This window comes from Bradyrhizobium sp. LM2.9 (genome assembly GCF_054056555.1).
On sequence record NZ_JBSRYJ010000002.1, the window covers coordinates 2,301,199 to 2,315,397 of the forward strand.

The 14,199-nt window shown below is 61.9% G+C and carries 13 protein-coding genes and 1 pseudogene; 4 read left to right on the plus strand and 10 right to left on the minus strand.

Annotation, left to right across the window (positions count from 1 at the left end):
- Positions 1–57: 57 nt before the first annotated feature.
- The 7 genes and pseudogenes from ACVWW3_RS12525 to ACVWW3_RS12555 all read right to left on the minus strand — a co-directional run bounded on the left by ACVWW3_RS12525 (position 58) and on the right by ACVWW3_RS12555 (position 6,153).
- Positions 58–642, minus strand: coding sequence for a hypothetical protein (locus ACVWW3_RS12525; protein WP_456649866.1), 585 nt, complete (start codon positions 640–642; stop codon positions 58–60).
- Position 643: 1 nt separating this feature from the next.
- Positions 644–1,186: a hypothetical protein gene (locus ACVWW3_RS12530; RefSeq protein WP_456649865.1), complete on the minus strand. Its 543-nt coding sequence runs from the start codon at positions 1,184–1,186 to the stop codon at positions 644–646.
- 556 nt (positions 1,187–1,742) lie between these two features.
- The gene (locus ACVWW3_RS12535; RefSeq protein ID WP_456649864.1) at positions 1,743–2,444 is read right to left on the minus strand and encodes a hypothetical protein; all 702 of its coding nucleotides are present in this window, start codon (positions 2,442–2,444) and stop codon (positions 1,743–1,745) included.
- 181 nt (positions 2,445–2,625) lie between these two features.
- Positions 2,626–3,246 carry a hypothetical protein gene (locus tag ACVWW3_RS12540; RefSeq protein ID WP_456649863.1) on the minus strand — a complete coding sequence of 207 codons (621 nt, stop codon included), beginning with the start codon at positions 3,244–3,246 and terminating at the stop codon, positions 2,626–2,628.
- A gap of 589 nt (positions 3,247–3,835) precedes the next feature.
- Positions 3,836–4,090, minus strand: coding sequence for a hypothetical protein (locus ACVWW3_RS12545; protein ID WP_456649862.1), 255 nt, complete (start codon positions 4,088–4,090; stop codon positions 3,836–3,838).
- A gap of 492 nt (positions 4,091–4,582) precedes the next feature.
- A pseudogene (locus tag ACVWW3_RS12550) lies at positions 4,583–5,824 on the minus strand (ComEC/Rec2 family competence protein); the annotation flags it as partial.
- Between the two features lie 95 nt (positions 5,825–5,919).
- Complete coding sequence (locus ACVWW3_RS12555) at positions 5,920–6,153, minus strand: DUF2171 domain-containing protein (protein WP_279664231.1); 234 nt, start codon at positions 6,151–6,153, stop codon at positions 5,920–5,922.
- 388 nt (positions 6,154–6,541) lie between these two features.
- Between ACVWW3_RS12555 and ACVWW3_RS12560 the strand changes: the two genes are divergently transcribed.
- Positions 6,542–7,870 carry an MFS transporter gene (locus tag ACVWW3_RS12560; RefSeq protein ID WP_354104780.1) on the plus strand — a complete coding sequence of 443 codons (1,329 nt, stop codon included), beginning with the start codon at positions 6,542–6,544 and terminating at the stop codon, positions 7,868–7,870.
- A gap of 64 nt (positions 7,871–7,934) precedes the next feature.
- Here ACVWW3_RS12560 and ACVWW3_RS12565 read toward each other — a convergent pair whose 3' ends face one another.
- On the minus strand, positions 7,935–8,297 hold the full coding sequence (locus ACVWW3_RS12565) for an SPW repeat protein (protein ID WP_456649861.1): 363 nt from the start codon (positions 8,295–8,297) through the stop codon (positions 7,935–7,937).
- Between the two features lie 243 nt (positions 8,298–8,540).
- Between ACVWW3_RS12565 and ACVWW3_RS12570 the strand changes: the two genes are divergently transcribed.
- The gene (locus ACVWW3_RS12570) at positions 8,541–8,723 is read left to right on the plus strand and encodes a hypothetical protein (protein WP_456652017.1); all 183 of its coding nucleotides are present in this window, start codon (positions 8,541–8,543) and stop codon (positions 8,721–8,723) included.
- A 126-nt stretch (positions 8,724–8,849) separates the two neighbouring features.
- Positions 8,850–10,280, plus strand: coding sequence for a type I glutamate--ammonia ligase (gene glnA / locus ACVWW3_RS12575; protein WP_456649860.1), 1,431 nt, complete (start codon positions 8,850–8,852; stop codon positions 10,278–10,280).
- Between the two features lie 258 nt (positions 10,281–10,538).
- On the opposite strand, the gene ACVWW3_RS12580 is transcribed toward glnA, so the two are convergent.
- Positions 10,539–10,931, minus strand: a complete 393-nt coding sequence (locus tag ACVWW3_RS12580) for a nuclear transport factor 2 family protein (RefSeq protein ID WP_456649859.1) — start codon at positions 10,929–10,931, stop codon at positions 10,539–10,541.
- Between the two features lie 19 nt (positions 10,932–10,950).
- On the minus strand, positions 10,951–12,627 hold the full coding sequence (locus tag ACVWW3_RS12585) for a glutamine--tRNA ligase/YqeY domain fusion protein (RefSeq protein ID WP_456649858.1): 1,677 nt from the start codon (positions 12,625–12,627) through the stop codon (positions 10,951–10,953).
- A 144-nt stretch (positions 12,628–12,771) separates the two neighbouring features.
- On the opposite strand from ACVWW3_RS12585, the gene gltX reads away from it, so the two are divergent.
- Entirely contained in the window at positions 12,772–14,199 is a 1,428-nt protein-coding gene (gene gltX / locus ACVWW3_RS12590; protein WP_456649857.1) for a glutamate--tRNA ligase, read from the plus strand.

A 14,199-nucleotide genomic window follows, 5' to 3' on the forward strand; every position in this document is an offset into this window, starting at 1 on the left:
TATTTGCCACGCAGGGAAATGCGCCGCTTAGCTTTGGTTCGTCGCTCGTCAGCTTTCTCAAACATCGTATCCAGCCTCCCGCGCTTCACGCATAAACCGCGGAATCTGCCCGTCCCCGCGCGGATCGCCAAGGAAGCCTAGTGACAGCGGCACCAACGATCCCCACGCGATGTCCTCAGCTTCGAACTGATTCCGCAGATCGTCATAATCCGCTCGTGCAGCCGCAAGCGCTTCGAGCACTTTCGCAATGGCAGCAACGCGCTTGCCGTATTCCGGCTTGACGATTTGGCAGACAGCATGGCTCGCTGGCCCCTTCGCGTCGCTCAGACGACGCCGAACAATTTCAAGGGCGGTCTCGACGTCGGCCAGCCTTGCGCGGATGTCCGCCGCCTGCTTGCGCAACATCGGTGCGCTATCGGCCTCGTCGCCGAGCAATTCCGCCACTCGCACCGGGACCATTGGCCCCGCGCTGCCCGCCTCATCGAGCTGTTTCTGAATATCGCGGCGTTCGCCGTTCAGCTTCGATTGGAGTGCGTACAGGTCGCTCTGCTTTTGCAGGAGCGCTGCAAATTCCGGCGATGCCTCCGCCAATGACGGGATGCGGTACTGTTCTGCCGCGGCGGCCATTTTTAGAATTGCCATGTTACTTATTGTCTCCAAAAAGTTCTTGGATAGCGTCGACGAACGCGGCGCCATTTACGGTCGTTGACGTGCGGTGTTTGCCGTTTTCCCAATGGGAGGCATCTGCGCCGATTTCGCGAAAGCGAACGGTTGGGCCATAGCCGTGGACAACGACCTCGCCCCAAGACCTGCAAAATTCTAACTTCGCCTTGCGCACAAGCGAGACTGCGTCCGCGTCGCCGTGAAGTACAATGTCCGCGAGGGTGGCGATCTGTTCGAATGCAGTCCTGATGATGGATTCAGGTGCGCCAGCGAGGTTGGCGCCATGCGGAGCCAATGCGGAATAGATGCGAACAATTTCATCTGACCGGCGCAGCTGCGAGTTGACGGCGAGAGCAATTAGCAGTCGGACAAAATCAGCTTCCTCAAGTTGAGGCGGCCGGCCTGGACCGCCAGACGGCAGTACGCCAGTTTCTGTCAGACGTTTGGCTGTCGCGCGTGCGCGTGGCTCGCGAAAACCGAGATGTCGCTCTGCGGCCGCAAGGCATTCATTTAACGTTGCCACAAGAGCAACCTCCTCTGTCGTTTGTCGAATTTCTCTATTGGAGCGGGGCAAAAAGCCGCCAGCGGCTTCACGGCTCAAGGCCGGTAAAAAGGTGCACCGGGATCGAACCGGCGTTAGAGGTGCACGTCACGTCGAGGCGGAAACCTGCCTCTAAAGTCTAAAGAGTTTGGGGGGCCTGCGAGCGTACATGCCCGGTTATCATCGACGGCTTTTACCCATTCGAGGACGCACGTCTGCCCGTTCCTAAATTGTAGCCATGATCCCAGTTCGTTCGTCCCAACGCAAAATGAGGTGCTGACCGTATTTAGCCCCTGTGTCCTATTTAGATTTGTTAGTATCCTAATCGCTTTGGGGGGCACTGATGGACAGCCGAGTGATTCTCGCGGGTGCGATTGTCTTTGCCACTTTGATGGGTGCGTGGATGCTTCGGTTTGAGTCGCTTCCCGGGGCTCACCGCAATAGATTTACGGGGGCGCTGTGTTTTCAGGACCGAGAGTGCTGGTTTAGCAGCGACCGAGCCCTCATTCGGTAAGGCCGCCAACTGAGGCGGCCTCGCCTAAGCCGCAGCTCGCTTGCCTTCTGCCAGCGCCGCGTTCAGTGCGCTCACTGCGTCTTTCACGGACCTGCCAGCCATCCTGGTCGCGTATTGGCCGGCAAAGCCAAGATACTCGCCGATCTCCGCCAACGTGCTGTCGGACGACGCCATGTCCAGCACGGTGCATGGCTTGGCGCCCAGCGCCTTGCGCAACTGCTCCATATCCATGCATCGCGCCAACTCAGCCTGAGCGTCGGGCATTTCTGCGTCGAAGTGCTCGACATCGGCCTTGTCGCTTTTTCGTTGGCGCACGTTGCCGAAACGTTCTTCGGGGCTAACCCAGGCGTGCCCGTCCCAGATCTTAACGAGCTTGTTGCCAACCCAGCGCGCCCGCTTGTTCTCGACCGCCCAAATCAGTTGCTTGGCGGACACCTCGACCAGCTCCCTGTCCATATTGGGCAGCGGCGGAGGCTCGTTGGCCTCATCGGGCTCGCCCACCTCGTTATCATTCGCGGCCATGCGCGGCGGCTCGCTCAGGGTGCGCCAGAGCTTGAGGCCAAAGAATGTGATGTCATCCTTTTCGCGCTTGCACCAAGTTATGCACGGCGACTGCGCATGGTACCTGGCGTGCGTAGCTGGGGCGGTCTCCAGCCAGGCGCGGCGGGCGGCAAGATCGGTGAATTCGCTGGCGGATAGCGGCTGGTTGTCGTTTGCGGGTGTCATATGAGGGCTCTCGTAACGTGACGTACCTGGCCGTTTTGGCCTTGAGCGTCGGCATCTGCGCGCCGATCGAACGATGGTCTGCGGACCATGTTTGGGTTTTCATTCTGCACGCAAACAAGGGGACTTGGGGGCGTCGGTCCCCCGGATAGATCTGGGAGAGCGTGTTGGCACCCCTGCCCCGTCATGCAGCCTCCCTGTTAGGTAGGGCGGCAAACGTGCCGCGAGTTATCATGAAGGACGTACCGTGCAACTCGGCCGGGTCACCAATGGTGTCGACCCCGCAGGCGTAAGCAAGCCGCCGAAGGTGCTCCTGCCCCGCGTCCTGAATAGGAGCGTTGCTCCCCTCAACCAGGACGGCAACGCGCCCGTGGTCAGTCTGGAGAGCCATCCAGGTATCGCCGCCCCTTCTTTCCACCGCGGTTGACACCACGGTCAGCGGCACGCCCGGTGGCACACTGATTTCAATGGCTGCCCCGCTGAGTTTGCGGTCATGCTCGGCGGCCTCGGCTGCGTCAACGGTACTGGAGCGGCGCCTCCCCATGTCATCCTCCTCGGCTAGCTCTGGTGGCTCAGCCTTCGGTCTCACGCTGCGGTCGGCTTCGTCATATTTTTCAGCGGCCAGCCATTTCTCCAGCGGCATACGGCGCCGGCCTGGCTTTGCGCTTGCAGCCCACGCAGTAGCTCGGCTGACGATGTGGTTGACGTCGGGGCTGCTGATGGCTTCGAAGGCGAGCCTACTAGCCTGCTTATCGCCAAGCTTGCCGTAGGCTTTCCAGACGCGGTTGAAATCTATTCCCGCCACGGCCGGCGCCTCAGCGTCCGGCCCGCTGGCGGATACTCCATACATACCTGTCCTCGGGTCTGTCCCCGAGTCAGGTATGTGAGTCTTCGGCCCACCTGCTGGGCCACTTGAGGCATGAACCGGCCCACCTGCTGGGCCAGTAGTGGCCCGCGTAGTGGGCCGGTTCTGTGGATCATCAAACCGGCCCACCTGCTGGGCCAGTTCTGGAAACCGCCCTTGCTCCGCCAAATCGAGCACATTGAAGACGGGGATGTATCGGCTGGCGCTCTTGTTGCGCCCTCTACCCCGATAGGTGCGCACCACCCAACCTGTTTCCAGTAGCAATATGATTGCACGCGAAACCGCCGAACGTGACGGGCATTCTGCGCCATCAGGCGCGCGCTTCTTCATGACCGTGGCAACGTGTCGTTGCGAGAGCAAGGCATCGCCGTGTTCGTGGTGATACCAATTGATCAGAAATCGGTAGACCAGCCTGGACGTTTCCGACAGGCGAGGATCGAAGTCTACCAGCTGGGACATTCTCCCAACTGCCACTGGGCCAGTAGGGTCGCCGATCTTGTGCGTCCAATACGCGGGCGAGTCCGCGATCTTAGGCTGCGATGGATTCATCGGCCGGAAGCTCCATGAGGGCCGCGAGGGCCAGATCAGAAATTGCGCGATTGAATTGTTCACCGAACGCAGCAGTGCGCTCGCTGAAGGCGTTGGGCGCGACGGTCCAACAACGGCCGTTACCGCGCTGACGAAGGCCCAAATTGTAGAGACGTAAGTGGTCGTTCAGCTCCAGGTCGAAACGCGCAAGCGTTGTCGAGCCTGGCGGGCTTGGTCTGATGTCTAGGATTTTCAACTGAGTCCCCTATAGGGGTTGCTCCTTCGGAGCGATGCTCTCGGCTAAGGGCCGATCGAGCTAGTCAGGCGGCTCGCGCCGTGCAGTGTCGGTCAGCGTATCCCCCGGACGCTTGCGCCTTCGCTCGTTTGCGGTGTTTCAACATAAAATACGAGTTTGCCGCTGAAATACTCACGGGTGTCGCACATTGTTTTTCGAGGCAGTTCATTTCCGCCATGTCATATGTGGCGGTCTCGATCGCAAACTGTGCAGGGCCCCGGCAAAAGAAAATTAGGCCCGTGCGGTTGTGTTCGGGCAGGCGGCCCGAACCCAGCGCTGGGCCTTCCCGAACGCATGTAGAACGCCCGCCCCTATTCCGGGACTTTTTCCGGGACTCTACGCGGCCAATCCGGGGTTTTTGCCCCGTTTTGAGCGGTTTTTGTTCTGGGCGCGACTTCAACATGAGTCTACCAGCTTGTTGAAATCGTTGAGTATTCAGGCCGCGCGGCCCCTACCCAGACCTTCAACATAGAAGCTCTGAAAACTCGGATGCACCAGCGCCTCCGGCGCGACTGCCAGCACGATCAGGGCGGCCACCGCCAGCGTGCGGAAGGTGATGGCGCGGCGATCGACCATCACCGCGATCAGCACCACTGCAGTCATGAAGAACGATCTTTGCGTTGCGACCTCCGCGCCCGACAGCAGCAGGTAGAACGCAGCAGCGACCAGTGCCGCGGCCGCCGACCATTTCTTGATGGCGAAGCCGGCCGCCAGTCCCGGGATCAGAGCCAGCAGCGCGCGCACCGCGAAAAACACGACACCGGCAACGACTGCCATGTGATAACCGGAGATCGAGAGCACGTGACCGAGGCCGGAGATGAACATCGCGTCGTTGACGGGCGTGGTGATCGCATCGCGCCGGCCGGTGAGCAGCGCAGTCGCGATCGCGCGGCTGTCGCCGTCGAGCGTGGCGCGGATGCGCGCGTCGATCGCATCGCGCAGGCTTTGCATGAAGGCTGCGTAACGCAGCCGCAAGCCGCCAGTCTCAGGCGGCGCCGCCACCGTGATTGCGCCCATTGCAAAACCGGAGGCTCCGATGCCCTGGAAGAACATGTCACGCGAAAAGTCGTAGCTGCCGGGCCGCACCGGCGCGAGCGGCGGCATCAGCCGCGCCTTCAACTGCACGAAGCTGCCGACCTCCGGCGCGGTGCCCTTGCGGACCGACAGGCGAACGCGCTCGAGCCTGACGTCGCTGCGCTGCGCCTCCATCGCGGTAACGCGCAGCACGAAACGGTCGGTGCGCTCGCGGATGTCGCGAGCCTCGACGAAGCCCGACAACGACACCGAGTAGAGCGACTTTGCCAGCACCGGGTGGGCGATGCGCGCCGTCTTCCAGGTCGCGACGGTAAAGCCGGCCGCGACCGCCGCGATCATGATCGCCGGCGCGAACAGCCGGCTCCGCCGCAACAGAGCCGCGCCAAGCATGAGCGCGACGGCGGTCGTGGCAACGACCCACAGCACCGGCTCATGATCGGCGGAGAAATAAAGCGCGATGCCGCAGCCGAAAGCCACGGGCACCCACGGCAATAGCCGCCCGGCGCCAGCCTCGGCGCGTACCCATGCGCGCAGGATCTCGACCAGCGATGTCCAGAGGTCGAGACCCGCAGGCGCAAGGCCGCCCGCGGACGCAACGCGGCCCGCGGGCCAAGTCCCCGCGATCCCCTGCGACCGTACCGGCCGGCCCGGCTCCGCCATTCCCTGCACCTGACGATACGCAACGAAGGCCGAAGCTACCGGAACGTGCAGGCGGGCGGATAGCGGTACGGATCAGGAACAAAAGGGCCGAGCCGCTACTTTTCCTCTTCCATCGTCACGGCGACATCCGCCTTGGCCGAGAGCCGGACCTTGTTGCCCTCGACATCGGCGACGAGGCCCTTGTCGATGAAGTGATGGTGACCCCTGTGGCTGCCCTCGCCGCTGTCCTTCTTGGTCAGCTTGATGCGGTTGCCCTCGACACGGTCGACGGTGCCGACATGGACGCCGTCGGCGCCGATAACTTCCATATGCTCTGCGATATTCTGCATGGTGGATTCCTTGTTGGACCCACACAACGCCTGAGAGGTCTTTCCGTTCGTTCGAGACAAGATCGCCCGGCGCGATGGGCGACCGTTCCATCTCAGGACGGGTCAGCCTCGGTTTAGGTCGATTGAGCCGAAAGTCTCATAAGACGCCAGCCCCGGCGGGATTACACTGCTTCTATGCCTCCCCGGCAGACGGGCAGGTCGTGATAGCTCGCGGTACCGAAGAGACCGCTGGAGCTCTTTCTCAGGTGGCTCAAGCGTCCCTGAGACCAGGCGGTGCGGACGCAACTCGCAATTCTCGCCTGTAGCGTCACGCACCAAGCGTACTCCGCGAGCAAATGGGTGCTGAAAGGCGCCAGGAGTAGCGTTTTGAATTTGATAGGAGCAGCACATGGCAGTTCAAGTACCGAGCGATTTTCGCCGCGTGATTGTTGCTGCGTCGGTGGGAAACGTTATCGAATGGTATGATTTCTATATCTTTGGCAGCCTGGCCGCAGTTCTGTCGGTCAAGTTCTTCGAGCAGTCCCACCCGGTTGCAGCCCTCCTCAGCACGATCGCGCTGTTCACTGCGGGCTTCCTGATCCGCCCGCTGGGAGCCTTCCTCTTTGGATGGATGGGCGACAGGGTCGGACGAAAGTATACGTTCCTCATCACGCTGAGTGGAATGGGACTGGGTACGGGGGCAATCGGGTTGATACCAACCTACCAGTCCATCGGTCTGACGGCGGCGTTCGTTCTGTTCGGCTTGCGCATGATCCAGGGTCTGTGCCTGGGCGGCGAATATGGCGGCGCCATCACCTATGTCGCGGAGCATGTGCCGGACGACAAGCGCGGCTACTACACCGGCTGGCTACAGACCTCACCGACTCTCGGCATCGTGGTGTCACTGGCCGTGATCGTCCTGACACGGACCTGGTTCGGCAATCAGGTCTTCGACGAATGGGCCTGGCGCGTTCCGTTCCTGGTGTCATTCCTGCTGGTGGCCATCGCGATCTACATTCGGCTCCAGCTCCAGGAGACGCCTATCTTCCAGGAGATCAGGGCGCGCGGGCAAATGACGACGAATCCGTGGAAGGAGGCCTTCCTCAGCTCCAACATCAAATACATCGGGATCGCGATCGTGGTCCTGATCGGACAGGGCGTGGTCTGGTACAGCGGCCAGTTCTGGGCGCTGTACTTCCTGCAGCAGGTCTCCAAGGTGGATGCGGTGACCTCGGCCTACATCGTGGGCGCCGCGCTGTTGATCGCAACACCGAGCCTGATCTTCTTCGGCTGGCTGTCGGATCAAATCGGCCGCAAGCCGGTGATCCTAGGCGGCATGCTGCTCGCCGCGATCACGTACTATCCGCTGTATCTGTGGCTGGGAACGGTCACGCAGCCCGGCAACATCAACTACCCGATCGCGATCTTCATCATCTTCATCCTCGTTTGTTACGTCGGGATGGTCTACGGGCCGGTTGGCGCATTCCTGGCGGAATACTTTCCGGCTAGGATCAGGTACACGTCGGTATCGGTGCCGTACCACATCGGCAACGGCTGGGGTGGCGGATTGGTGCCTTTCATCACGTCGGCAGCGTTCGCGGCGACCGGCAGCGTCGGCTACGCGCTGATCTACCCGATTGCGGTGCCAGCGGTGTGTTTCGTGCTCGCGCTCTTCCTGATGCCGGAGACGCGCAAGATCAGCATCTGGCAACCGATCGAGCCCAGAACCGCATCGTAACGTGATCACCTCTCCTCCGGCCGCCAGCCGATGGCGGTCGGAGAAGAGCCGGCAACCTCTCGTCTCAGCCGGCGCGGTGAGGCCAATGATCGTGCCACCAGGTACTGAAGTTGCGATCGGTCATCAATTCCCAGACAGCAAACAAGATCACCAATAGGCCCGACACTACGCTGCTGATCGCGGCCGATACGGGCTCATAGCCGACGGACCAAGGCGCCACCACCAGAGCCAGGCCCAGCAGCATTTCGCCCCATTCTTCCAGGTAGGACGGGATGACAAAGGCTTCCATGGCAAACAGCATGACGCCGAGCCCGAGTGCGATGGTGAACCAGACGGCTGCCCCGGATAAACCCAGGACAAAGGACGACAGGACCAGCCATACGCCCACCAACAGGCTGGCTGCGTCTTGCCAATGTTGGATGCGCATGATGCTCACCTCCCTTCTGGTACTTATGTGGGGACGCACCGATGAAAATCATCCGTCCGGCCTGCGTTGTGTTGCCGCGACTGCCGGTCAAGAACCGGCGTTCAATCCTGGCCGCCCATGCCCTGGAAAGGGCCCTTGCGAGTGCGGCGCACCAGGATGCAGACTGTCGGAGCTTGACAGGTGTCAATGTCTACCGTTCTCGGCCCACCCAGTTCGCGCCCGGAACAAGAGGGAGATGACGCCATGCGAGAAATGGAAATCCACGACTATGCGCGGCAGTTGCTGGAAGCCCATGGCCCCAAGGCCATCGCGGAGGCCGCTCAAAACGCCATCGACCTCGAGCAGAAGGGCGAGCTCGAATTGACAAAAACCTGGCGGCACATCGAAGACGCGATGAAGCTGATGCGCGGGCCACACCAAAGCTGACTGCCGGCGCGCGAAGCTTGCCTGACTGCGGCGACAACGCCGAACGTGGACCACAGTCCGTCGCGAGCCGCTCGGTTGCGGCCGAACGGCAACGCGATCTCAGGACGCTGATCTGGGAGCGAAGCCATGGTTGCGAAATGTGCGACAGCCGAGGATCTCGTGAAGGCGATCAAGGACGACAACTTCCAGATGATCGATTTGCGGTTCACAGACCTGCCGGGGGCGTGGCAACATTTTTCCGTCCCGCCGAGCGCGGTGAGTGCCGATGCGCTCGATGAGGGCATTGGATTCGATGGCTCATCGATCCGCGGCTTCCAGGAGATCCAGGAAAGCGACATGCTGGTTGTCGCGGATCCGGCGACGGCCTTCGTCGACCCCTATAGTCAGGCAAAGACGCTGGTCCTCATCTGCAACATCAGAGACCCGGTGACCGGCCAATCCTATAGCCGGGATGCCCGCTACATCGCCCAGAAAGCCGAAACCTACCTCAAGGGCACCGGGCGCGCCGATACGAGCTATTTCGGCCCGGAAGCGGAGTTCTTCGTATTCGACGACGTGCGCTACGGACAGGGCATCAACTACGCGATGCACGAAATCAACTCCAGCGAAGGCAGCTGGAACACCGGCGCAGAGGAAGTGCCGAATCTAGGCCACAAACCGCGCCCGAAGGAGGGATACTTTCCCGTTCCTCCGACCGACAGCATGCAGGCGCTACGCACCGAAATGGTGCTGACGATGGAATCTCTGGGGATCCAGATCGAAGCCCATCACCATGAGGTCGCAACCGGCGGCCAAAACGAGATCGACATGCGCTTCACCACCCTCACCCGCATGGCCGACAACCTGATGATCTACAAATACGTGGTGAAGAACACCGCGCATCAGCACGGCAAGACCGCGACATTCATGCCGAAGCCGCTGTTCGAGGACAACGCTTCGGGCATGCACGTTCACCAATCGCTGTGGAACGGTGAGACCAATCTGTTCTACGACAAAGGTGACTACGCCGAGTTGAGCCAGCTCGGCCGCTACTACATCGGCGGGCTATTGGGCCACGCCTGGGCGTTGTGCGGGCTTTGCGCCCCCACCACGAACTCCTATCGGCGTCTGGTTCCGGGCTATGAAGCTCCGATCAACCTGGTCTATTCCCAGCGCAATCGCTCAGCCTGCTGCCGGATTCCGATGTATTCGCCAAATCCACGCGCAAAGCGCGTCGAGTTTCGTTCGCCAGATCCATCCTGCAATCCCTATCTGGCCTTTGCCGCGATGCTGATGGCAGGCCTTGACGGCATCGACAACCGGATCGACCCGGGCAGCCCGATCGACAAGAACCTGTACGACCTCCCGCCTGCGGAGGCGAAGGAGGTGAAGTCGACGCCGGGATCGCTGGATCAGGCACTTGACGCGCTCGAGCGCGATCACGCATTCCTGCTACGCGGCGATGTCTTCACCGTCGACGTGATCGAAACCTGGCTCGACTACAAGCGAAAGAAAGAGGTCGATCCTGTCCGGCTGCGCCCGCATCCCTACGAGTTCCATCTCTACTACGACATCTAGCTGGCGGTGGCCGCGCGGTCGCAAAGCCCGCGGCGACCGCAGCGATCATCACGGCAAACGCGAACAGCTGGCTTCGCCGCAGCACCAGGGCGCAAGCGAAGAAAGTAGATATTCATCGTCATTTCGGGGCGCGACGAAGTCGCGAGCTGTTATGCGCAATTGCGCATCTGAGAATCCATAGCCACCGATCGGGGTTATGGATTCCGGGCCTGGCCCTTCGGGCCATCCCGGAATGACGCAGCGAGCGGGCACAGCGGCCTATTGCTCGATCAGCGGGGTCTTTGAAGACACGTGATGGCTCGCGATCTTCCAGTCGCTGTCCTCGCGGACGATCACCCAGGTGATCTTGACCGAGAGCGGCGCGGCCTCCTCGCCGAAGTCAAACGAGCCGATACCTGCCATACTGATCACGTCAGGGACGACCGGCGCCGCCACCACCTCGGAGAAGCCGACGCGCGGTTTACGCCATCGCGGCAGGCCGTTGAAATAGTCCGCGACGCCGTCTCTGCCCCGGTAGAGTTTCGGGTTGGAGCCGAAGAAGAACGCGTTCTTCGCATAAAGCGATGACAGCGCCGCTGCATCGAGTGTGGCGAAGCCGGCGCGCCATTTCGCGATGATGGCGGACACGATGGCGTCGGCTTCGTTGCTCATTGTCGTCCCTCAACCCTCGTCATCCCTTGGCGACTTCCTTCGCGAACGTGTCGCGCAAACCGATGGTCCTGGAAAATACCGGCTTGCCGGGCGTCGAGTCCTTGTCGCGGATGAAATAGCCCTGGCGCTCGAACTGCATTGGCTCGGTGGAATTGCTCTCGGCAACCGATGCCTCGACTCGCGCATCAGCGAGAATCTCCAGCGACTGCGGATTGAGATCGGTAGCAAAATTCGAGGCGTCCGGGCTCGGGTTCGCAAAGAGCTGGTTGTAGATGCGGATTTCGGCCGGCTTCGACGCTGCCGCCGACAGCCAGTGCATGGTGGCCTTGACCTTGCGGCCGTCGGGCGCGTTGCCGCCCTTGGTCGCGGGATCGTAGGTGCAGCGCAGCTCCACCACCTCGCCGTTATCGTTCTTGATCACGCCGGTGCACTTGACGAAATAGGCGTAGCGCAGCCGCACCTCGTTGCCCGGCGACAGCCGAAAGAACTTTTTCGGCGGGTTCTCCATGAAATCGTCCTGCTCGATATAGAGCTCACGGCCGAACGTGATCTTGCGCGTGCCGGCGCTGGGATCATCGGGATGGTTGATCGCCTCGAGCTCCTCGACCTGTCCTTCCGGGTAGTTCTCGATCACCACTTTCAGCGGCCGCAGCACCCCCATACGCCGCTGCGACGTGCGGTTCAGCTCCTCGCGGATGCAAAACTCGAGCATGCCGACGTCAACGACGCTGTTGGCTTTGGCCACGCCGATGCGCTTGACGAATTCACGAAGGGCCGCCGGGGGCACGCCGCGGCGGCGCATCCCCGCCACGGTCGGCATGCGCGGATCGTCCCAGCCCGCGACATGCCCCTCGCGGACGAGCTGGGTCAGCACGCGCTTGGACAGTAGCGTGTAGGTCAGGTTCAGGCGCGCGAACTCGTACTGGTGCGGCTTCGACGGCACCGGCAGCTTCTCGATGAACCAGTCGTAGAGCGGCCTGTGATCCTCGAACTCCAGCGTGCAGATCGAGTGCGTGATGCCTTCGATGGCGTCCGACTGACCGTGGGCGTAGTCGTAGCTCGGATAGATGCTCCACTTGGTGCCGGTGCGCGGATGATGCGCATGCAGAATGCGGTACAGCACCGGATCGCGCAGGTTGATGTTGCCCGCACCCATGTCGATCTTGGCCCGCAGCACGCGCGCGCCGTTGGGGAATTCGCCCGCCTTCATGCGGCGGAACAGGTCGAGGTTTTCATCCACGCTGCGATCGCGGAAGGGCGAATTCTTGCCGGGCTCGGTCAGCGTGCCGCGCGCACGGCGAATTTCCTCCTGGGTCTGGTCGTCGACATAGGCCAGCCCGTCGCGGATCAGTTGCTCCGCCCATTCATAGAGGCGGTCGAAATAGTCCGAGGCGAAGAACAGGTTCTTGCCCCAGTCGAAGCCGAGCCAGCGCACGTCGGCTTGGATGGAATCGATATATTCCTGCTCTTCCTTGACCGGATTGGTGTCGTCGAAGCGCAGATGGCAGCGGCCCGGAAACTCCTGGGCGATGCCGAAATTGAGCGCGATCGACTTGGCGTGGCCGATATGGAGATAGCCGTTCGGCTCCGGCGGGAACCGGGTCACGATCTCCTTGTATTTGGCCTGATCGAGGTCGGCCTGGATGATGTCACGAATGAAATCGCGCCCAACCTCAGTCGCCACCGGTTCTGTCATTACGAAAATCCTGTAGGGAAATCAGCGGCCCTTCTGCCAAATTCGGGACGCTGAGCCAAGGCCTTAAGCGGTCCGCTGCCGGGCTTTAGTTATGCCCCGGTCCTGCTATATACCACCGCCTCCAATGCATAGGCCCTGCCAAGAATGACCGATTCCGTCGTCACCCGCTTCGCTCCCTCGCCGACCGGTTTCCTCCATATCGGGGGTGCCCGCACGGCCCTGTTCAACTGGCTCTATGCGAAGAAGCACGGCGGCAAGATGCTGCTCCGGATCGAGGACACCGACCGGGAGCGCTCCACGGAGGCCGCGATCGGCGCCATCCTCGACGGCTTGAAATGGCTGGAGCTCGGCTGGGATGGCGACGTCATCTATCAGTTCAGCCGCGCCGCCCGCCACCGCGAGGTGGCCGAGCAGCTGCTCGCCGGCGGCAAGGCCTATCGCTGCTACGCCACCGCCGAGGAGCTCACCGCGATGCGCGAGAAGGCGCGCGCCGAAGGCCGCACCCGCCTCTATGACGGCCTGTGGCGCGACCGCGATCCGGCGACGGCTCCAAGCAACGTAAAGCCGACGATCCGGCTGCGCGCGCCGCAGACCGGCGAGACCGTGATCGAGGACCAGGTCCAGGGCCGCGTGGTTTGGCAGAACGAGAACCTCGACGACCTCGTGCTTTTGCGCGGCGATGGCAATCCGACCTACATGCTCGCGGTGGTGGTCGACGACCACGACATGGGCGTCACCCATGTCATCCGCGGCGACGACCATCTGATCAACGCGGCCCGCCAGAAACAGATCTACGATGCGATGGGCTGGACGCTGCCGAGCATGTCCCACATCCCGCTGATCCACGGCCCGGACGGTTCAAAACTGTCGAAGCGCCATGGCGCGCTTGGCGTCGATGCCTACCGCGCCATGGGATATCTCCCGGCCGCACTCCGCAACTACCTCGTGCGGCTCGGCTGGAGCCATGGCGACCAGGAGATTTTCTCGACCGAGGAGATGGTCGCCGCGTTCGACCTCGCCAGCGTCGGCCGCGCCGCGGCGCGCTTCGATTTCGCCAAGCTGGAAAACCTCAACGGGCATTACATCCGCAATGCCGACGATCAATCACTCGTGAAGATGTTCGAGGACGTGCTCGACCACGTCGTGCCCAGCCGCGACGAGCTTAAGGCCAAGTTAAACGACACCACGCGCGCGCAGCTCTTGAAGGCCATGCCGGCCCTGAAGGAGCGCGCCAAGACGCTGATCGAGCTGATCGACAGCTCCTATTTCATCTTCGCCGACCGGCCGCTGGAGCTCGATCCGAAGGCGGCGGCGCTGCTGACGCCGGAAAACCGCAAGCTGATCGGCCAGCTTCATTCCGCGCTGGAGAAAGTCGAGACGTGGAGCGGCGCCGCCACGGAAGCCGCGCTGCGTGCTTTTGCCGAGGAAAATAGTCTCAAGCTCGGCGCGGTCGCCCAGCCGCTGCGGGCGGCGCTGACCGGACGAACGACGTCGCCTGGTATATTCGAGGTTTTGGACGTCTTGGGACGCCAGGAGAGCCTGGGCCGGCTCAAGGACCAAGCCAAGGCCTAG

Coding starts and splice junctions, on each gene's coding strand:
- gltX (WP_456649857.1), top strand. CDS start 12,772: ATGACCGATTCCGTCGTCACCCGCTTCGCTCCCTCGCCGACCGGTTTC.
- ACVWW3_RS12580 (WP_456649859.1), bottom strand. CDS start 10,931: ATGAGCAACGAAGCCGACGCCATCGTGTCCGCCATCATCGCGAAATGG.
- ACVWW3_RS12585 (WP_456649858.1), bottom strand. CDS start 12,627: ATGACAGAACCGGTGGCGACTGAGGTTGGGCGCGATTTCATTCGTGAC.
- ACVWW3_RS12560 (WP_354104780.1), top strand. CDS start 6,542: ATGGCAGTTCAAGTACCGAGCGATTTTCGCCGCGTGATTGTTGCTGCG.
- ACVWW3_RS12525 (WP_456649866.1), bottom strand. CDS start 642: ATGGCAATTCTAAAAATGGCCGCCGCGGCAGAACAGTACCGCATCCCG.
- ACVWW3_RS12570 (WP_456652017.1), top strand. CDS start 8,541: ATGCGAGAAATGGAAATCCACGACTATGCGCGGCAGTTGCTGGAAGCC.
- ACVWW3_RS12555 (WP_279664231.1), bottom strand. CDS start 6,153: ATGCAGAATATCGCAGAGCATATGGAAGTTATCGGCGCCGACGGCGTC.
- ACVWW3_RS12535 (WP_456649864.1), bottom strand. CDS start 2,444: ATGACACCCGCAAACGACAACCAGCCGCTATCCGCCAGCGAATTCACC.
- glnA (WP_456649860.1), top strand. CDS start 8,850: ATGGTTGCGAAATGTGCGACAGCCGAGGATCTCGTGAAGGCGATCAAG.
- ACVWW3_RS12565 (WP_456649861.1), bottom strand. CDS start 8,297: ATGCGCATCCAACATTGGCAAGACGCAGCCAGCCTGTTGGTGGGCGTA.